The following is a 20,193-nucleotide window of genomic DNA, read 5'->3' as shown; positions in this document are numbered from 1 at the left end:
TGCAAGGAAGGGGGAAAGGGGGTTAATTAGCAGACTTCGCAATTAAGCTCTTAAATGTTCCATCTAGAACTGATAAAGCGGCAATATATTGAGGATCTTCCTTAGTACCAAGCTGCTTACGAGTAATTGGCTCTGTCAGCGCAACTTCCACATCAGGAATAATACCGCGCTTATGGATGTTGTGGTGTAATGGAGTTTCGTACTTAGCGATCGTTACCGCCAAGCCTGCGCCATCTTCCAATTCATACAGCGATTGAATTAAGCCTTTACCATAGGTCTTTGTACCAACGAGTTGAGCGCGATCATTCTCCTGTAATGCACCAGCGAGGATTTCACTAGCGCTAGCGCTACCGCCATCGGTGAGAACTACTAACGGATCTGTGGTAATCGCCTCACCTTTAGCTTCAAAACTCTCTTGGATGCCATGACGATCAACTGTATAAACGACAGTTCCTTCAGGAATCCACATCCGAGCAATCTGTAACCCCGCATCAAAGAGTCCCCCGGGATTACCACGTAGATCGAGAACATAGCGATCGGCTCCTTCAGCTTTAAACTTTTTGATAGTCTTTTCCATATCTGCTGAAGCATTACCGTTGAACTGATTTAAACGGATATAGCCAACTTTATGATTCTCTTCTTGATTGAGCTTGGCAATGATTGGTGTAACCGCAATCCGATCGCGTTTAATCACCACATCAAGCTTCTCAAAACCTTTACTATCAGCTAGTGGACGCTCTAGACTCAGCTTAACTTCAGAGCCGATCGCACCGCGCATTCTCGTCGCACATTCATCAAGGCTCAAGCCTTTAGTAGGAATGTTATCGATGGCAACAATGCGATCGCGCGATCGCACACCCGCCGTATCCGCAGGCGAACCTTCGATTGGGGCAATCACGGTGACATTGTTATCAGGTTCATCAACGGCAATTTGCAGCCCTACACCTGTTAATGCTCCCGATGTGCTGGTTTGCATACTTTTAAACTTGTCAGGTTCTAGCAAGCGCGTAAAAGGATCGTCCAGAGTAGCAAGCATTTCCCGAATCGCTTGATAGGTATCTTCTCGGCTATTAAATTTGCGATTGACAAATTGGCGGCGGACTTTGTACCAGTTTTGATGATTAAAATCAGCGTCAACATAGGAACGGTTGACGATTTGCCAAACATTAGTTAGAAATTTTTGTTCTTGCAAAGAGTCCGTAACCGCAGCATTTACACCACCGATCCAGAAAAACTGCAAGGCGATCGCGACTAAACTAATTACGAGCCAAGACCAAAGACGACGCTGTTTTATCATGCTCTCTATAACAAACTTTTTTAAATAAAAATATTTCTCTATCCTAACTAAATCTAGCTTTCATCACACCCAATTTCCCGATTTTTAGTATCTAAGATACCCAAAACCCATAAATTGAGAGAGGGCGCAAAGCGTCCTCTCTCAATTTATGGGTTTTCTCAAATGCAGCATTGGCGAAAATTTCAAGCAGCACTAATTTTTTATACTTGTTTGCCTTTGCGTCCGCAGGGAACGCTCGACTTTCGAGGAATTGCTCTCTATGCGCCATTAATCGGCATTTTTATCGGCGCGGCGATCGCCTCTTTTGACCTTTGCTTAGAACTAATTAAACCAGCCCCAGAGTTTATATATCTGCGATCGCTACTGACGATTTTATTAGGACTATTAATTACAGGCGGATTACATCTTGATGGCGCGATGGATACTGCCGATGGGCTATCTGTTACCGATCCGCAGCGTCGTCTTGAGGTGATGGCAGATAGTAATACTGGCGCTTTTGGTGCGATCGCAGGAATTGCAATTTTACTTTTAAAAGTTATCGCGCTTGCTGTCATTAAGGATCAGCGCTTGTGGATTTTATCTAGTGTTTGGGCATGGGCAAGATGGGGTCAACTCCGCGCCATTATGGCTTATCCCTATCTCAAAGCGATTGGCAAAGGCAAATTTCATCAAGAGGATTTGCATCATTGGCAAGTGTGGCTAGTGACGATTTTATTAACGGTTGGTAATTGCGCGATCGCCTATTTTTGCAACTCACTTTATTTAGGAATCGGTTTAACCGTAATTGGGTTTAGCTTTGCATGGCTCATCGGTGCATGGCTAAATCGTCAACTTGGTGGACAGACTGGCGATACCTATGGGGCGATCGTTGAGTGGACTGAGGCACTAAGTTTATGCGCGATCGCTTTTTTATAAAACCTCTAATTATTGAAGACTTATCTCTAAGCGAGCACTCCGAATTATTAATATAGGCACATCATAGATAAAATACTATGATATACCCACAAATAATCGATTTACATCAATGCATATCATCCTGTAAAGTTTATGGCAGAGCTATAAAAAACTTCTATCACTCCTATCACTCTTTAAAAATTCATTCATGATTCAGGTTAATCTACTTACCAATGGCAATAACTAACAAAATTACATTTGATAATCTCCGTGGCGATATGTTTGGTGGTTTAACTGCCGCGATCGTCTCATTACCCCTAGCGCTTGCCTTCGGTGTTGCCTCTGGCGCAGGACCGATCGCAGGGTTGTATGGTGCAGTTTGTGTTGGCTTCTTTGCAGCTTTGTTTGGTGGTACGCCCACTTTGATTTCTGAGCCAACTGGTCCAATGACCGTAGTCATGACCACTATTGTGGCAAGTTTGGTTGCCAAAAATCCTGAAAATGGTTTGGCGATGGCTTTTACCGTGGTGATGATCGCGGGACTATGCCAAATCGTATTCGGCTATTTCAAACTCGGTAAATACATCACCCTGATGCCCTACAGCGTTATTTCTGGCTTTATGTCAGGGATTGGCGTGATTTTGGTGATTTTACAAATTGCCCCATTTTTAGGTCAGGCTCCCCCTAAAGGTGGTGTTTTAGGGACTTTCTTATCTATTCCCGATTTAATCTCTAAAGCAGCCTCTCCCGATAATTTGCCTGAAGTAATTCTGAGTATAGTAACCCTTGCAATTATTTTCTTAACTCCTAAAAAAATCAAGAAATTAGTTCCACCACAATTAATAGCTCTAATTGTCGGTACGGTCATCTCAGTAACAGTATTTAATGGTGTCGAAGGTATTCGTCGCATCAGTGATGTTGGTCCAATTCCCGTAGGTTTACCTCAGTTCCGTTTACCAGTATTTGGTGCGAACGAAGTCACTATCATGCTAATTGATGGCTTCATGCTAGGGATTCTCGGATGTATTGATACTTTGTTGACCGCCGTAGTTGCTGATAGCATCACTCGCACTGAGCATAAATCTGATAAGGAATTAATTGGTCAAGGTATTGCCAATATCGTCTCAGGTATTTGCGGTGGTCTTCCAGGTGCTGGTGCAACCATGGGAACAGTGGTCAATATTCAAACAGGAGCCACTTCAGCGCTTTCTGGTTTGACCCGTGCGTTAGTGTTGCTAGTAGTTGTCTTGGGCGCAGCAAAATATACTGAGCCAATTCCGATGGCAGTTCTCGCAGGTATTGCCCTCAAGGTTGGTCTGGATATTCTTGATTGGAGCTTCTTGAAGCGATCGCACAAAATTTCGGTCAAAGGCTCTTTGATCATGTATGGCGTGTTGTTACTGACTGTATTTGTGGATTTGATTGTCGCCGTTGGTATTGGTGTATTTATCGCGAATATCCTCACGATTGAACGCTTGAGCGAATTGCAATCTAAGGAAGTGAAGTTGATTTCCGATACCGATGATGATGCAAGATTGACCAAAGAACAAAAGGATTTACTAGACAAAGCAGGTGGTCGCGTATTGCTGTTTTATCTCAGTGGTTCGATGATTTTTGGACTATCAAAGGCGATCGCTCGTGAACATAACGCCATGCGAGAAGCTGATGTCTTAGTAATGGATCTTACCGATGTTCCTTCAATGGGTGTGACGGCTTCCCTCGCGATCGAAAATGCAATTCGTGATGCCCATGATAAAGGCTTGGAGGTCTATGTGGTCGGAGCTAGCCAAAAGGTGTCGAAGCGTTTAGACAAACTTGGTATTTTTGAGTTGATTTCGGTTGAACATGTTCAAAGCGATCGCACTGAAGCTTTACGCAAAGCCGTTGATTTGGTTTACAGCAAGGCTGTCTAATAGGAGCGGAGGAAGGGTTAGCGATTGCTAATCCATCATTGATAACTAAATTGATGCGTTACATTGCACTAACGAACCCCACAATTACTGCTCTACGTTCTTAAAAATGTAACTAGTCGTACTAGAGACAGATAACTTAAACCGTAATAATGTGAAACTTGGGTTTCTTGGATCACCCCAAAATATAAAGGAAAATAGCCTATGTTTTCGATCACTGCGATCGCCAATTATCTATCTGGATTTCAGATGCCGCAACCTTTACTGGCAACCGCCGAGTCAGAAAATGCGCCAATTATTCTTTCAGGGGTATTGCTCACCCTAGTCATAGTTTATCTTGCTAGCAAAGTTGGCAGTGAAATTGCTAGACGCTTAGATTTACCTCCTGTTTTAGGAGAATTAGTTGCTGGTGTAATTATCGGTGTATCCGCATTGCGCTTAGTCATTTTTCCTGAAGGTGGATTTGTCGCGTCAGACTCTGTAGTAATGTCCTTATTGCAGTGGCTAAATCAATTGTCACCCGAAGCCGTTAACAGCGTATTTGCCCAGCAAAGTGAAGTAATTTCGGTAATAGCTGAACTGGGAGTAATTGTCCTCCTGTTTGAGATTGGGTTAGAGTCAGATATTCGCCAACTTAAGGAAGTTGGTATCCAAGCCTTTGTAGTAGCTTTTATCGGTGTAACGGCTCCCTTTGCAGCAGGGACATTGGGACTAATGTACTTTTTCCATGTTGCCGCGATTCCCGCCATTTTTGCAGGAGCCGCTCTTACAGCAACCAGTATTGGGATTACTTCTAAGGTCTTGGCAGAAATTGGTCAGCTAAAATCCAAGGAAGGACAAATCATTGTTGGTGCAGCTGTCATTGATGACGTATTAGGAATCATCGTTCTTGCCGTGGTCGCCAGTTTGGCAAAAACAGGTGAAGTAGATATTACTAACGTTGCAATTCTATTAGTTAGCGCGATCGCCTTCCTGTTTGGTTCCATCCTCTTAGGTGGCTTTTTTAACAAAAGTTTTGTGGCTTTGGTTTCCAAGCTCAAAACTCGCGGCAATATCGTCATCCCTGCGTTTATCTTTGCCTATGTGATGGCATTTATCGGTAATGCGATTCATTTAGAAGCAATTTTAGGAGCCTTTGCCGCAGGATTGGTACTTGATGAAACCGATGCTCGCAATGAACTAGATGAACTGATTAAACCTGTTGCTGATTTACTCGTACCAGTGTTCTTTGTGACTGTCGGTGCAAGAGCCGATCTCAGTGTCCTCAATCCGATGATTCCCGAAAATCGGAGTGGTTTATTAATCGCGGTATTTATGCTCGCCGTAGCAATCGTCGGCAAAGTCATCACAGGTTGGGTAGTTTTCGGAATACCTAATATCAATCGCTTAGCGATCGGTGTAGGCATGGTTCCCCGTGGTGAAGTTGGTCTTGTATTTGCAGGGATTGGTACGGCTAGCGGTGCGATCGACAAGCCTCTAGAAGTAGCCATTATCATCATGGTGATCATGACCACGTTCCTCGCTCCTCCATTTTTGAGAATTGCCTTTGGCAAGACTGAAGAACCACCAGCTAATGCAGAATTAGCTTAAAAGAAAAGCGGCTCAAGGAGCCGCTTTTCTTTTTACCTGACCCTAGTTGTACTTCGTAATAACTGCCGATCGCATATTTCTACACTCATCGCAGGTTCTAGACAAGCAAAACCCTGACAAACCATAGCGATCGCTTCAGGATTTGGTAAATGTTTATCGACTCGTAGCATAACTACAGGTAAATATTGACGACTGAGATAGGCATAGTGATCAGGATTTGTGCGAACCAACGTATGATTGCGGAACCAGTCAAAGGCAGCCAATAGACTAGGACAGGCAACAGGGCTATTCGTAATTACATGTCCAAAGCGCTTGAGCGATAACTCTGCACGATCTAGATATTCTAATTTCCCAGTTACACTTGCCAGACGCACCAAATTGGCGATCGCGACTCCATTAGGTGAAGGCGTAGCATTATCTTGATAATTGCGCTCTCGCAGTAGTAAATGTTGACTAGACTCGCTCGTAGTGTTGAAATAGCCGCCTGACAGAGCATCCCAGAAGTCACGATCAAACTCGGCTTGAATGGCGATCGCCTGTTGTAGATAAAAATCTGCTTCCTCAGGAATTGCTTGATGCAGATCGAGAAGCGCCTTAATCAATAAAGCATAGTCTTCAGATTGTGCTGCTACGGCCGCTTGTCCTTCATAATTAATTCGTTGCAACCTGCCTTCAATCCATTGGTTTTCCAAAATAAACTTAGCAGCATTAACCGCAAGTTGTTTATAAATCGGCTGCTGAAATGCTCGATAGGCATTGGCTAAACCTGAAATCATCAGAGCATTCCAAGCCGTAATCGCCTTAGTGTCAGTTACAGGCGGTACGCGCCCTTCCCAATCAATTTCCCGAATATCATCTTGACTGCGAGCTACAGGGAAAGCATCCGTGGGACGCGAATATTCGCCATAGCGACGACGAAATAGCTTGGTTAAACAAGATTCTATCTCTGGGGATAGTTCCCCTGTCTGTTTACGTTGCAAGACATTAGTCTCTTCAAAGTTACCAGCTATGGAAATTGTGAATTCTTGAGTTAATAAATCAAGCTCTGAGGGACTAAAAATCTTTTTTAGTTCGGCATAGCTCCATACCCAAAACTTTCCTTCTCTTCCTTCACTATCCGCATCCTGCGAAGCATAAAAGCAACCTTCTTCTGCTAACATTTCACGCTGGAGCCATGTGGCAGTTAGTTCACAACTACGAGCGATCGCAGGTTCATGTAATCCTGATAGCCAGAGATGCGCTAGATATTCCATGATTAAGCCATTATCATAGAGCATCTTCTCAAAGTGCGGGACTGTCCAAGTATGATCGACAGTGTAGCGATGCCATCCCCCTGCAACATGATCAAAAATACCGCCCAAAGCCAGAGCTAAACCACGCTGTTGCGCTTTATCCTTAAGTTCTGTACTGTTAGTTTCAAAGCGACTAGTCCTTAGCAAAAAATTGGCATAGGGAATCATCGGGAAACAAGTTCCATAATCGCGATTAGTGACAACTTCAGCACATTTAGCGATTCCATTTGCTAATACTTCATCACTAATAATTGGTACGGGAATCAGTTTATTAACTTGGTGCAGATTCCGAACAATCTGATCTTTATAATCTTGAATATCTTGATTGCGATCGTGATAGATTTCCAGAATTGATTGGAGTACTCGCAAGAATCCTGGCCTTCCATAGCGTGGCTCAATGGGGAAATATGTCCCACCATAAAAAGGAACTAAATCATCGGGAGCAAGAAACAAATTCAGAGGCCAGCCGCCACTTTCCCCCATGATCTGCACTGCTTGCATATAAATGCTGTCTAAGTCTGGTCGTTCTTCACGATCTACTTTAATCGCCACAAAGCGATCGTTCATATAGTCTGCTATTACCGTATCTGAGAAAGCTTCATGCTCCATCACCGTACACCAATGGCAACTGGAGTAACCAATTGACAGAAAGATCGGCTTGTTTTCGTTTCTCGCTTTTTCTAAGGCTTCATCGCCCCAAGGATACCAATCGATCGGGTTATCAGCGTGTTTACGAAGATAGAGACTTTGCGATTGGGCGAGACGATTGGGCATAGGGCAAAATGTGACTGAAGTATTTAGGTTTATATGGCGACGCTGTCTTTAAAGTTTAACTGTTTCTGAGGAGTAGAACCAAGAGTTATTTGTATCAGATTGTCTAAAAAGAGGTGGCGCGATGCGCCACCTCTTTTTAGAGTGCGGCTAATAATGCTTCTCCCATAGCTACGCATCCTACTCTTTCACATCCATCAGCCATAATGTCGCCTGTGCGCTTGCCAGCATCAAGAACTTTATTCACTGCTAATTCGATCGCCTCGGCTGCATCCCCTTCATTAAAGGCATAGCGCAACATCATCGCTGCACTCAAGACTTGAGCGAGCGGATTAGCCAAATCCTTACCTGCAATATCAGGAGCCGAACCATGCACAGGTTCAAATACCCCAGGTTTACCCGCTTCGCCAAGGCTAGCCGATTGCAACATGCCAATACTTCCCGTCAACATTGCCGCCGCATCAGAGAGAATGTCACCAAAGAGATTGCTAGTGAGAATCACATCAAACTGTTTCGGGTTGCGAATAATTTGCATGGCAGCATTATCCACATACATATGGGACAGTTTCACATCAGGATATTCACTGGCAATAGTCGTTACGCGATCGCGCCATAGTTGCGATACTTCCAAGACATTGGACTTGTCAACAGAGCAAACTGACCCACGACGTTTTTGAGCAGCCTCAAAACCGACTCTGGCAATGCGATCGATTTCTGGTTCGGTATACACCATTGTGTTAAAGCCACGACGCACACCATTTTCATCAGTGACGATACCCTTGGGCTTCCCAAAATAAATTCCACCCGTGAGTTCACGCACTACTAAAATATCCACACCTTCGACAACTTCACGCTTTAAGGTCGATGCATCAATTAATTGAGGCAAAATCTGAGCAGGACGTAAATTTGCAAATAAGCCCATACCGCCACGTAAGCCAAGCAATGCTTGCTCAGGACGTAAATTTGAGGGCATGGTATCCCACTTTTCGCCACCAACAGCCGCTAGTAATACGGCATCACTATTTTTGCAAAGCTGCAAAGTTTCATCGGGTAAAGGATGCCCTGTCGCATCAATCGCCGCACCACCAACTAGAGCCGTCTCGAAAGCAAAGGTAATATCAAATTTTGGGGCGATCGCCTGTAGCACCGCCACCGCTACTTTCATAATTTCGGGACCAATCCCATCACCAGGGAGAAGGGTAATCTTATAGTTTTTAGACATTACAACCAGTATAAAGACAGATTTTCTAACATAACATTACGTGAGTTCGATAACCGTCATTTACAACGCTTTGCGCTCAAACCCAAACCAAGAGATTTTTGAAAGTGTTGCAAGGCAACACTTTCAAAAATCTCTTATGGTTCGGTTGCTTGATAACTGCTGTTAAGACTTTGTAAGAAAGGCGATCGCCTCTAAATGGGAAGTTTGCGGGTGAGTTGATAGCGATCACCATCAACTTATACACCTAAATTTCTATCAAACTTCTTAAAAAATACACTAAGGATTGGATCGCAGGAATCTGTTGAGCAGTATCACTACTAATCCATTTATCATCAGCAATGCTGGTGGTATTGGTTTTACCAGGTTTAAGAACACTTGCTACTGTTGCTATAGTTGCCTTATCTTTGTCAAACCTTTTCCATTTTATCTCGGAAAACTGGTTAATATAAGCCCTAGCTCTTTGCATATAAATTGGATAGGCTACCTCGCCGCAATCACATAGCAAAGTATCTAATACACCCTGATCTGAATTATTTGGTAGTATGTATATTCCTAAATTCGGTAAACCTTTCACTACGGTTCCAGCTTGATTGGGAAAATTCGGAAAATATTCTTTTAATTTATCGCAATATGTTTTAGCTATTTCATCAGGAGTCTTTTTATCGGCATCAAGAATAATTCCAAAACCTGAAAAAGCATCAGGATTGAGATTAGATAGAGCATCACTGATATTCTGAAGAACGCTAGTTTTTTCTCCAATCGTTTTTTCTCCAATCAAGTTTTCTAGCAAATTACTCCCTTCCCCAACATAGATAGCTATTGACAAATCATCGGTATTCAAAATTGTTGGCATATTTATTCTTGTGTAATACTCTTTGGTCTTTTTAGGATTGTAAGAAGGAACAAGTCCTTGCCATAAGGATTCTAGCGGATCTGTTTTATGATCCCAAGCAGAAAAGCCTAGCAATTTACGAAAAACTCTTTCTACAAAAGCTTGATCATGGTTACCTTCAACCACTAACAACACACAGCGTCGATTCATCAACGCACCTCCATACCCAAATTTTCTCGCAAGCGCTTTAATCTACTCCAATCGTGTCTAACTACTCTTGTTTCGGTTTCTTTTGGTTCAAGCCTATAAAGGACTAGATCTGATGCATCCTCAGCTACTACCAATAGAGAATCAATAGTTTCAAGGCTATGGGTAGTTGCAAAAATTTGTACATTCATTTCCTTGCTCCATTTTGCCAGCCATTGAAAAGAAGTTTGCAAAGCATCAGTATGAATTGTTGCTTCGAGTTCATCAATTAGTAAAATGCCACCCTTCACACTAGCAAGTTTTAGAGCAATATGAAGTAATCGACGGACACCATCCCCAAATGCACTAATAGGAATAAGTCCCAGTTTTTTATGTTCAATATAAATATTGAACCGAGAAGAATTGGATTCAGGAGATAAGAGGATTGTTACATCAGATATATTTTGATCCATCTGACTCAGTAAACCTAAAATATCAGACTTAAAATCATGAAAATGAGCTTCAGAAAGCAAGCGGATTTGACCAATATTTGAACGATGTGAAGTCGGCGTAACAACAGAAACAAGTAATCTAGGCTCTCTTTTGGCTGGTATTAGTCTAGATAAATTATTTTCCCAAAGATGATAGATTTCAGTGAAATCGGGAATCTCGCTACCAAATAGATCAAACAGCCTAGGCTGACTATCGTATAGTTCAATTCTTAAATCTATTCCTTTTCGTATTTCTAAACTACTTTCGTCTCCACTAACTTGTTCATCTTCATCTTCACTGATTTGTTCATCCATAAAAACAAATTGCTTTTTCCTTTCAGGAATGAACATCTCCTCAATATCATCATACATTGCCTTCATTTTTTTAATCGCAAATGAACCATCTCCAGATATGAGGATAGTACCTGTCTGAGCCGTTTCTTTATCAAAAAGCCATCTTAGTGCATCAAGTTGTGGGGTACGAGCATTACTATAAACATCCTCTCTTTGTCTTGCCGTGATAAGCCAAGTTCTTAGGTCTAAAGGATCACAATAAATTGATAGAGCTTCGAGAACGCTAGTTTTACCTGAGTTATTAACACCAACAAGCAAATTAATTTGTCCGAGGTCTTTTAACTCAAGTTCTTTTAGACCTCGGAATTGATGAATTGTTATATTCTCTAGGTTTCTGGTAGTCATTAGCTTATTTTAACGCAGCAAGACTTTTCTAATTTATACCTTTTTGAGAAAGGCGATCGCCTCAACATGGGATGTTTGCGGGAAGAAGTCAATGGGTTGAATACGGGTGAGTTGGTAGCGATCGCCTTCACACAATAATTTTAAATCTCGCGCTTGAGTAGCAGGATTGCAACTGACATAGACAAGGCGATCAGGAGGATTTTCTCGCAGAAAGGTAATTACTTGAGGTTCACAACCTTTGCGGGGGGGATCGAGGATGACGATATCGGGCTGGAGATTGAGAGTGCTTATTAATTCTTCGACCTTGCCAGTATGAAAAACCACATTATCAATGCCATTGAGTTCAGCATTGAGTTTGCCTTGAGCCGTAGCCTGCGGCTGGATTTCGATCGCGATCGCCTGTTTGACTTGTTCGGCTAATGGTAAAGCGATCGTGCCAATACCTGCATAGGCATCTAAGAGAATTTCCGTTCCTTCAAGATTAAGTTCTTCTTCAATAATTTTTAGCATCCTTTCGGCTTGCTCAGTATATACCTGAAAGAAAGTATCACCACGCAAACGGAAGGTTAAACCCGCAAACTTCTCTAATAGATAATCTTTACCCGCAATACAACGGCTTTCTTTGCCAAAAATGGCATTGGTTTTGTCAGGATTACAGTTAAGAATTACACCAACTACTTTGTCATAGCGTTCTAGCCATGTTTGAGCAAATACTCCTAAGTTAGGAACATCCCAATCTCTTGTTACTAGAGTAATTAGAATCTCACCTGTGGATCTACCAATACGGAGTCCTAAGTGGCGAAGCAATCCTGTATGGGTTTTCTCATCATATATTTCCCAACATTGGTTGTGAATATCCATTTTTAATTCGGCAAGCATCGGATCAAGTCTTTCATCTTGGGCAGGACATTGATTGAGATTGACAATTTTATGACTTCCCTTTTGATAGTAACCTGCTTTCAGATTGCCATCTCGACCAGTGGCGAGGGGATAGGTCACTTTGTTGCGATAATGCAAACTATCGGCTGCACCAACAATGGGCGAAATTAGATCTTTGAGAAATTCGGGATTAAATCCACCAATTCTCTGTAATGCTTGCTGGACAATATTTTGTTTGGTTCTTAATTGAGCAGGATAGCTAACAGCCTGCCATTGACAACCACCACATTTATCAGCAACGATGCAACTAGGACGGACGCGATCGCTTGATGGCGCAAGAACTTTTTCGATACTCCCATGGGCAAAGTTCTTTTTTACAAATTCTAGTTTTGCCATGATGCGATCGCCTGGAACGCTATTGGGGACAAAAATAGCAATATTTTCATAACGTCCCACGCCATCCCCACTATCAGCTAGATCGTCGATGGTGAGCGTGATTTTTTGTCCCTGTAGTAGCATAGAGCTTCCTAAATTAATCTGTGGCTTGGAGATGTTTGATTATAGCTTGTAGCAAAGCATGAAAATTAAAGGTTCTGCGTAGCAGAACCTTTAATTTTCACGCTTTGTTTTTGAAAAGCTGGAATTTGGTATTATTTAATTCTTTATGTTAGGACAAAAAATTAGCGAAAAGATTAGATTTTATCTTGATGACCTTGCTACACCAATTGGCAAACTAATCAACATCGCGATCGCGATCTTTGTACTTGCCTCCGCCGTTAGTTTTGTTGCTCAGACCTATGACATCTCCGAGATCACCCGTCATCGCCTCAATTTATTGGATGACATCATCCTTGGTGTATTCGTAATAGAGTATTTTCTGCGGCTTTGCGTAGCTGAACAGAAACTCAAACATCTATTTAGTCTCTATGCAATTATCGATCTAGTGGCGATTTTGCCCTTCTTTTTTGGGGCGAGTGATGTAGCCTTTATTCGTTTATTACGCTGGTTTCGGATTTTGCGCTTGATTCGGTTAGTAGAGTCAAAGTCTTTATTTGAGAACAAGAATGAAGATATAGCGATCTTATTTAAGATACTTTTTACATTATTTGCGATCGTGTTTGTCTTCTCAGGGTTGGTCTACCAAATCGAACATCCCAGCAATCCCAAGTTTCATAATTTTCTTGATGCTTTTTACTTTTCTATTTTCACAATGACTACAGTTGGCTATAGCGATGTCATGCCTAAATCTGACGCAGGTAAACTAACTACTGTGTTAATGGTACTCACTGGTATTGCACTGATTCCTGTGCAGTTAGGAGAATTATTTAAGCGCTTAGTCCAAACTGCTAATCAAGGCGATCGCGTAAATGATATGACTAAAGATTGTGTCTGCTCTAGTTGTGGATTGTCGCTACATGATGCTGATGCACAATTTTGTAAAGTATGTGGCACTAAACTTGAAAACAGCTAATTATTAAATAGAACCTTAGTAATATGCCCTGGGAACAAGTCTATTCCTAAAGCAGACTTAATAAGATAGAGAATTAAAATTGTGACACCGCTAACAAGTAGACTCATCGCGATAATTAATAAAATTGCTGTAATTACATTAGCAACTTTGGCAATACCACTAACTTGGTGTTTCCTTTTTTGTTTACGCATATCTTTGCCAATCATTAGCACAACAAAGTAGCGTGTAAAAATAAGATCAATTGCAAACCTAAGATCAATTAGCTTGGGAGATGGTCGAGGTATTGCGGTATGAATAACTGATTTTAGATCCTCTCTTTCTGCCGTATTTAATTTTTTTAAAATCTGGATAGGAATTTGATGCATGTAGTAATCCGCATCTCTTTCAGTGTAATTCTTATTGAATTGATTCATTTTGTTGTTCTAGAAGTGCTAATTATTTGCCGATTGATGTCCATTGATATACATACCAACCAATTGTCATCGCCCCCCATGTAAGTATTGTTAACCCGTAAATAGATTGGTGTTTGTTGAATCTTAACTTATACATACTTTCTTTAGCAAATGCCAATAAAAAAATTATGCCAGTAGCAAGTATCCAGCAAGATAACAATAAAAAAGCAACGGTTTGAGGATTGGTTACCCCTAATCTCAATGGTTTAGCCCATACAAATACAGCACCCCAGATCCACATAGAAAGCCATGCGATCGCTAAACTAATTGAGTCACTTCCTGTTTGAGCTAACCTCAAAGTAATTAGATAATTTCCGATCAAGATGAACGGATTAACATTGTAAGCAGCAAGTAGATAGCCTCCAACTAAGTATCCTAAGAACAAAGCTATTAGATAACCAATTGCACCATAAGGAATAGATTGCAGCTTCATTAATTGTAATAAATGCAGTTCCTAATTTTACCGCTTTTATTCAGCAAAATTTATAACTGTAAAACTAACCTGTCGAGATGGGCTACACAAAACCGCAAGATTGTTTAGCTATCTTGTGGTTTTAAAATCCTTGCTGGGCTTGGTTTTAATCCACAAAAGTGTGATCTCGCTTTCGTGGATTAGCATACTTGCATTCAGGTATTTTTTAGGCGCTCCAGCTTTTCATAATCGATTCATTTTTTGCTTGCATGTGCTATATTCTAGAAAATGAAACGATTATGAAAGTAATCATGAAGCCTTCTCAACTTATTTGTAGTAAAAGTCTTACCTCTTGGAAAAGCCATCAAGCTATTCTGACTAGTCTTGTATTTGCCATAAGTCTGAGTGGATGCAACTTGCCGACGACCTCCAATCCCACTAGCCCTAATTCCACAACGACATTGGAGCGTAAAGACAAAAAAGATCAAAAAGTGATTCTGACTACGTTTACAGTGCTGGCTGACATGGCGCAAAATGTGGCAGGGGATAAAGCGATCGTCGAGTCAATTACAAAGGTGGGAGCTGAAATTCATGGCTATGAACCGACTCCGAGCGACCTGCGGCGCGGACAATCAGCCGATTTGATTTTAGATAATGGCTTGAACCTAGAACGTTGGGCTGAGCGCTTTTATAACAGTTTTCCTAAAGTCGATCGCTTGACCTTGAGTGAAGGCATTCAGCCGATCAATATTACCGAAGATGCCTATCAAGGTAAACCCAATCCTCATGCATGGATGTCTCCAAAAAATGCGTTGATCTATGTCGAAAATATTCGCAAAGCGTTAGGAAAAATCGATCCTGCAAATGCTGCTACCTATGATGCAAATGCCCAAGCCTATAGTCAGCAAATTCAAGCTCTTGATGCAAAACTTAAACAAGCGATCGCTGTAATTCCCCCTGACAAGCGCTACATCGTCAGTTGTGAAGGTGCATTTTCTTATATTGCCCGCGATTATGGATTGAAGGAGGTTTACATTTGGTCAGTGAATGCGGAACAGCAAGCTACTCCCAAGCAAATCGAAAAAGTGATTGAAGTGGTGAAGGCTAATCAAATACCAACCGTATTTTGTGAGAGTACCGTCAGTGATAAGGCGATGCAACAGGTGGTGAAGGAAACTGGTGCAAAGTATGGCGGAGTCTTTTATGTGGATTCGCTGTCTCCCCCCGATGGACTGACTCCGACCTATCTCAAGCTGCTGGAATATAACGTCAATACTTTAATCAAAGGCTTACAGTAGAGTATTTGGTGCTTCGCACCAAATACTCTCTACATCAAAATAAATGGAGAACAATTATGAATACATTTAGCATTGATATTGAGAATGTAACTGTTGCCTATCATGGCAAAGTTGCTCTACATAGCGCATCACTCCAACTCAAAGCAGGAACAATCTGTGGCTTAGTTGGGATGAATGGTGCGGGTAAATCTACTCTATTTAAGGCAGTGATGGGCTTTGTGAAGCCTGTGAGCGGTAGAGTTTTGATTAATGGTTTACCTATCCGTCTTGTCCAAAGAAATAATCTTGTTGCCTATGTGCCACAAACAGAAGAAGTAGATTGGAACTTTCCTGTAAGTGTGCATGATGTGGTGATGATGGGACGCTATGGCTATATGAATTTCCTACGGATTCCCCGATCGCTAGATAAACATGCAGTGCGTGATAGCTTGGAGCGTGTGGAAATGTGGGAAATGCGCGATCGTCAAATTGGAGAGCTATCAGGTGGTCAAAAGAAACGGACATTTTTTGCTCGCGCCTTAGCTCAACAAGCCAATGTTTTACTTCTAGATGAGCCATTTGCGGGGGTTGATGTTAAGACTGAGAAGATGATGATTAACCTGTTAATGGAACTCCGTGATGCAGGTTATACAATTCTTATTTCTACCCATGATCTTGACTCAATTACGACATTTTGCGATCAAGTGGTGCTAATCAATCGCACAATTCTTGCCTATGGTGAGACTTCAGAAGTATTTACTGAAGAAAATCTTTCGCGTACCTTTGGCAGTTCGGTGATCGATTTATCGCGTTCAAAAAGTCAGTTGCAGCAAGACTAAAAATGGCGTAGCCATTTTTAGTCTTGCGAATTTTTAGGAATAACAGTAATGGAATTAGTGAATTGGTTTACAGCGCCCTTGCAATATGGGTTTATGGTCAAAGCGATTTGGGTTAGTGCCTTGGTGGGAATTGTCTGTTCAGCGCTATCTTGCTTCATGATCTTGAAAGGATGGGCACTAATGGGTGATGCAGTTTCCCACGCAGTATTACCAGGGGTGGTACTTGCCTATATGGTAAATATTCCCTTCGCGATCGGAGCCTTTGTGTTTGGTGTGGGTTCGGTCATGGCGATCGGATTTATTAAGTCCAATACGCGCATTAAGGAAGATACGGTCATTGGATTGGTATTTACAGGACTATTTGCCTTTGGGATTGTGATGATTTCCAAAATTAAAAGTTCTGTCGATTTAGGGCATATTCTCTTTGGCAATGTGCTTGGAATTGCGGATAGTGATATTGTCCAGACTGTAATTATTAGCGTCATCACCTTAGTAACCCTAGCGCTATTACGCAAAGATTTAGTTCTATTTTGTTTTGATGCTACCCATGCGCGATCGATTGGTTTAAATACAACATTCCTATACTACATTTTATTGTCTTTGCTTTCTCTAACTGCGGTTGCGGGACTTCAGACCGTGGGGATTATTTTAGTGGTGGCGATGCTGATTACCCCAGGGGCTACTGCTTATTTGCTAAGCGATCGCTTTGATCACATGATGTTAATTGCGATGGCTTCGGGGATGTTCTCTAGTGTAATGGGAACCTATATCAGCTATCACATTGATGGCTCCACGGGTGGCTGTATTGTAGTTTTGCAAACCTTGCTATTTCTAGCGGCAATGATTTTTGCACCTAAGCATGGAATGTTAGTGCGATCGCGTCAACAAGTTTCTGATTCCTAAAGTCTATTTACCTGCACTCAAGAGTGGCGCATACATCATCAGTGCATGATTGTCGGCGATCAATTCTTCATCGACAAGTTGATTTGTATGGCGACGTAGATTTTGTAAAAAAGCTGATTTTGGCGCATATATCGTCCTGCGACAGGACCAGTAATGAGGTGATTCTTTTCCACGATTTCATATCTATTTTGAAAACCCTTACTAGATTTAGTTTTTAATTGATGAAAGTGTGACAAAACTTTCGTGAATTAGTATTAGTGCCTGCTATCTCCCATCAAGCGATACAATCATTGAAATAGTGGGTAATGATCGCAAAGTAAAATTTACAGCAATCTATGGCAATAATTATTGATGGCAAAGCCCTTGCAAAAAAAATGCAAAAGGCGATCGCTGAAGAAGTAGCTGAGCTACAGCCTATATATGGTCGTCCTCCAGGGTTAGCTGTGCTAATGGTGGGTGACAATCCTGCCAGTGCAGCCTACGTCAAAAACAAAGAAACCGCCTGTCATAAAGCGGGGATAGCCTCATTTGGTAAACATTTTCCTGCAAGCGTTACTCAGACTGAACTAGAACAAGTTATTGATGAATTAAATGCCGATGATCGCGTGGATGGCATTTTGATTCAGTTGCCTTTGCCAGATAAATTTGATGCGATCGCCCTCTTAAATCGCCTTGATCCCGATAAAGATGCTGATGGTTTGCATCCCAATAACCTAGGCAAATTAGCGCGAGGTGAATCAGGCTTGCGGAGTTGTACACCTGCGGGAGTGATGGAGCTATTAGCCGAAGCCAAAATTGATATTGCTGGTAAAAATGCCGTCGTCATCGGTCGCAGCATTCTAGTGGGTAAGCCTGTCGCCCTCATGCTTTTGGAAGAAAACGCCACTGTGACGATCGCCCATTCCCGTACCAAGAATCTTGCAGAAATTACCCGCAAAGCTGACATTTTAATAGCGGCGATCGGTAGACCTGAATTTGTAACTGCCGAGATGGTCAAGCCAGACGCAGTAGTAATTGATGTGGGCATTAATCGTATTACTGACTACGAAGGTAAATCGCGCTTAGTTGGTGATGTTGACTATGCCAGTGTCAATGAAGTTGCTTCGCACATCACACCCGTTCCTGGAGGTGTGGGGCCTATGACTGTAACTATGTTGCTGCACAATACTTTGTGGAGTTATAAACAAAAAGTAAAAAGTAAAAAGTAAAAAGGTAAAATTTGGGGTTGCGATCGCAAGACATTGCATAATATACATTCTGGATATAGTCGGAAATTTTGCCCCAATTTCTAACCCTAGTTGTTGTCGAAATTGTTGAAGTTATTGTCGAAATCATTGCTAAGCCATGCCATCACAAACAGTTGCATTCAATTTAGATAAGTATTTACGCGATCTCAAACAAGAGGTTGAGACAGCCCTTGATGCTTCGATCGCTGTTACCTATCCCGAAAAAATTTATGAATCCATGCGCTACTCGCTGATGGCTGGTGGCAAGCGTTTACGTCCAATCCTCTGCCTTGCTGCTTGTGAGTTGCTTGGTGGCGATCGCGCCTCGGCAATGCCTACCGCCTGCGCGATGGAGATGGTGCATACAATGTCATTGATCCATGATGATCTGCCAGCGATGGACAATGACGATTTTCGGCGCGGCAAACCGACAAATCACAAGGTTTATGGTGATGATATTGCGATTTTGGCGGGGGACGCTTTACTGGCTTACGCCTTTGAATTTATTGCCGAACAAACTAAAGGTGTACCTGCGGAGCGGATTTTAAAGGCGATCGCCCATCTCGGTCATGCAGTAGCAGCGACAGGTTTAGTCGGTGGTCAAGTCGTTGATTTAGAATGTGAAGGTAAGCCCGATGTGACTGCTGAAACTCTCACATTCATCCATATCCACAAAACAGCCGCCTTGTTAGAGTCCTGTGTCATCTGTGGAGCATTACTAGCAGGTGCAAATGATACTGACATCACACGCTTATCCACCTATGCTAATAACATTGGTTTAGCTTTTCAAATCATTGATGACATCCTAGACATCACATCGACTTCTGAGCAACTTGGTAAAACTGCTGGCAAAGATCTCGCCGCCCAAAAAGTTACCTATCCTAGCTTGTGGGGCATCGAAACCTCTCAGCAAAAGGCTCAGGAACTTGTAGAACAAGCCAAGGCTCAACTTGTGAGTTATGGTGATGCGGCGTTACCTCTGATGGCGCTTGCTGATTACATCACTGCCCGAAAAAACTAACCCACTTTTCTCAACTTTATCTTGACCCTTTTTCTTGATCCTAAAATCGTTGCAATTGATATGAACATCCATCCTGTTGGCGAAATCCTCGATAACCAAGTTCTGCTAATTGCTTTATGTTCTAGCTTGACTGCTCAACTCTTAAAACTGTTCATTGAGCTAGCCCAATTCGGGAAAATTAGATTCAAGGTGCTATTTGAAACAGGTGGTATGCCTAGCTCCCATTCGGCTCTAGTTTCGGCGCTGGCGACAGGGATTGGACGCACTCAAGGATGGGACACCCCACAATTTGCGATCGCTACAGTTTTCGCTTTTATCGTCATGTACGATGCCGCAGGTATCCGCCGTGCCGCAGGTAAGCAAGCTAAGGTTCTCAATCAAATTATGGTGGAAGTATTTGAAGAAGAGCATGACCCACTGAAAGAGTTATTAGGTCATACTCCAGCCCAAGTTGTTGCTGGCTCTATTTTAGGTATCTTGCTGATGTGGTTGTTTTTGTAGATTGCGATCGCATTTTCCAGTAATTGCA

The 20,193-nt window shown here is 42.1% G+C and carries 18 protein-coding genes; 10 read left to right on the top strand and 8 right to left on the bottom strand.

The genetic code is table 11. The annotated features are described in order from the left end of the window. Nucleotides 1-22: 22 nt before the first annotated feature. Nucleotides 23-1,297 carry a S41 family peptidase gene (locus tag ABM313_RS05270; protein ID WP_434686631.1) on the bottom strand — a complete coding sequence of 425 codons (1,275 nt, stop codon included), beginning with the start codon at nucleotides 1,295-1,297 and terminating at the stop codon, nucleotides 23-25. 162 nt (nucleotides 1,298-1,459) lie between these two features. On the opposite strand from ABM313_RS05270, the gene cobS reads away from it, so the two are divergent. The 3 genes from cobS to ABM313_RS05255 all read left to right on the top strand — a co-directional run bounded on the left by cobS (nucleotide 1,460) and on the right by ABM313_RS05255 (nucleotide 5,691). Then, a complete protein-coding gene (gene cobS / locus ABM313_RS05265; RefSeq protein WP_434686630.1) occupies nucleotides 1,460-2,212 on the top strand; it encodes an adenosylcobinamide-GDP ribazoletransferase in 753 nt (250 codons plus the stop codon). A gap of 212 nt (nucleotides 2,213-2,424) precedes the next feature. Continuing rightward, nucleotides 2,425-4,104, top strand: a complete 1,680-nt coding sequence (gene bicA, locus ABM313_RS05260) for a bicarbonate transporter BicA (protein ID WP_434686629.1) — start codon at nucleotides 2,425-2,427, stop codon at nucleotides 4,102-4,104. A gap of 201 nt (nucleotides 4,105-4,305) precedes the next feature. Further along, nucleotides 4,306-5,691: a cation:proton antiporter gene (locus ABM313_RS05255; protein ID WP_434686628.1), complete on the top strand. Its 1,386-nt coding sequence runs from the start codon at nucleotides 4,306-4,308 to the stop codon at nucleotides 5,689-5,691. 32 nt (nucleotides 5,692-5,723) lie between these two features. On the opposite strand, the gene ABM313_RS05250 is transcribed toward ABM313_RS05255, so the two are convergent. From ABM313_RS05250 to rlmD, 5 genes are all read right to left on the bottom strand, one after another. Further along, entirely contained in the window at nucleotides 5,724-7,757 is a 2,034-nt protein-coding gene (locus tag ABM313_RS05250) for a thioredoxin domain-containing protein (protein WP_434686627.1), read from the bottom strand. A 136-nt stretch (nucleotides 7,758-7,893) separates the two neighbouring features. Continuing rightward, nucleotides 7,894-8,976, bottom strand: coding sequence for a 3-isopropylmalate dehydrogenase (leuB, locus tag ABM313_RS05245; RefSeq protein ID WP_434686626.1), 1,083 nt, complete (start codon nucleotides 8,974-8,976; stop codon nucleotides 7,894-7,896). A 244-nt stretch (nucleotides 8,977-9,220) separates the two neighbouring features. Beyond that, nucleotides 9,221-9,994: a DUF3226 domain-containing protein gene (locus tag ABM313_RS05240; protein WP_434686625.1), complete on the bottom strand. Its 774-nt coding sequence runs from the start codon at nucleotides 9,992-9,994 to the stop codon at nucleotides 9,221-9,223. Between the two features lie 23 nt (nucleotides 9,995-10,017). Next, nucleotides 10,018-11,184, bottom strand: a complete 1,167-nt coding sequence (locus ABM313_RS05235; protein ID WP_434686624.1) for an AAA family ATPase — start codon at nucleotides 11,182-11,184, stop codon at nucleotides 10,018-10,020. A gap of 33 nt (nucleotides 11,185-11,217) precedes the next feature. Then, nucleotides 11,218-12,582 (bottom strand): 23S rRNA (uracil(1939)-C(5))-methyltransferase RlmD, encoded by a 1,365-nt coding sequence (rlmD, locus tag ABM313_RS05230; RefSeq protein ID WP_434686623.1) that lies wholly within the window; start codon nucleotides 12,580-12,582, stop codon nucleotides 11,218-11,220. A 145-nt stretch (nucleotides 12,583-12,727) separates the two neighbouring features. Between rlmD and ABM313_RS05225 the strand changes: the two genes are divergently transcribed. Next, the gene (locus ABM313_RS05225; protein ID WP_434686622.1) at nucleotides 12,728-13,534 is read left to right on the top strand and encodes an ion transporter; all 807 of its coding nucleotides are present in this window, start codon (nucleotides 12,728-12,730) and stop codon (nucleotides 13,532-13,534) included. Here ABM313_RS05225 and ABM313_RS05220 read toward each other — a convergent pair. Both ABM313_RS05220 and ABM313_RS05215 read right to left on the bottom strand, forming a co-directional pair. Then, nucleotides 13,531-13,947 (bottom strand): hypothetical protein, encoded by a 417-nt coding sequence (locus ABM313_RS05220; protein WP_434686620.1) that lies wholly within the window; start codon nucleotides 13,945-13,947, stop codon nucleotides 13,531-13,533. The genes ABM313_RS05225 and ABM313_RS05220 overlap by 4 nt on opposite strands. A gap of 22 nt (nucleotides 13,948-13,969) precedes the next feature. Continuing rightward, on the bottom strand, nucleotides 13,970-14,419 hold the full coding sequence (locus ABM313_RS05215; protein ID WP_434686619.1) for a hypothetical protein: 450 nt from the start codon (nucleotides 14,417-14,419) through the stop codon (nucleotides 13,970-13,972). 278 nt (nucleotides 14,420-14,697) lie between these two features. Between ABM313_RS05215 and ABM313_RS05210 the strand changes: the two genes are divergently transcribed. The 6 genes from ABM313_RS05210 to ABM313_RS05185 all read left to right on the top strand — a co-directional run bounded on the left by ABM313_RS05210 (nucleotide 14,698) and on the right by ABM313_RS05185 (nucleotide 20,165). Continuing rightward, entirely contained in the window at nucleotides 14,698-15,696 is a 999-nt protein-coding gene (locus ABM313_RS05210) for a metal ABC transporter substrate-binding protein (RefSeq protein WP_434686618.1), read from the top strand. 56 nt (nucleotides 15,697-15,752) lie between these two features. After that, nucleotides 15,753-16,514 (top strand): metal ABC transporter ATP-binding protein, encoded by a 762-nt coding sequence (locus ABM313_RS05205; protein ID WP_434686617.1) that lies wholly within the window; start codon nucleotides 15,753-15,755, stop codon nucleotides 16,512-16,514. 48 nt (nucleotides 16,515-16,562) lie between these two features. After that, on the top strand, nucleotides 16,563-17,417 hold the full coding sequence (locus ABM313_RS05200) for a metal ABC transporter permease (protein WP_434686616.1): 855 nt from the start codon (nucleotides 16,563-16,565) through the stop codon (nucleotides 17,415-17,417). Nucleotides 17,418-17,752: 335 nt separating this feature from the next. Next, entirely contained in the window at nucleotides 17,753-18,625 is an 873-nt protein-coding gene (folD, locus tag ABM313_RS05195; protein ID WP_434686615.1) for a bifunctional methylenetetrahydrofolate dehydrogenase/methenyltetrahydrofolate cyclohydrolase FolD, read from the top strand. A gap of 136 nt (nucleotides 18,626-18,761) precedes the next feature. After that, a complete protein-coding gene (gene crtE / locus ABM313_RS05190; RefSeq protein WP_434686614.1) occupies nucleotides 18,762-19,664 on the top strand; it encodes a geranylgeranyl diphosphate synthase CrtE in 903 nt (300 codons plus the stop codon). Nucleotides 19,665-19,724: 60 nt separating this feature from the next. Then, nucleotides 19,725-20,165: a divergent PAP2 family protein gene (locus ABM313_RS05185; protein WP_434686613.1), complete on the top strand. Its 441-nt coding sequence runs from the start codon at nucleotides 19,725-19,727 to the stop codon at nucleotides 20,163-20,165. The last annotated feature ends 28 nt before the right edge of the window (nucleotides 20,166-20,193 follow it).

The organism is Pseudanabaena minima str. Chao 2107 (genome assembly GCF_051131155.1).
GTDB classification, from domain to species: Bacteria; Cyanobacteriota; Cyanobacteriia; order Pseudanabaenales; family Pseudanabaenaceae; genus Pseudanabaena; species Pseudanabaena minima.
This window is presented reverse-complemented; position numbering and strand designations above follow the sequence as displayed.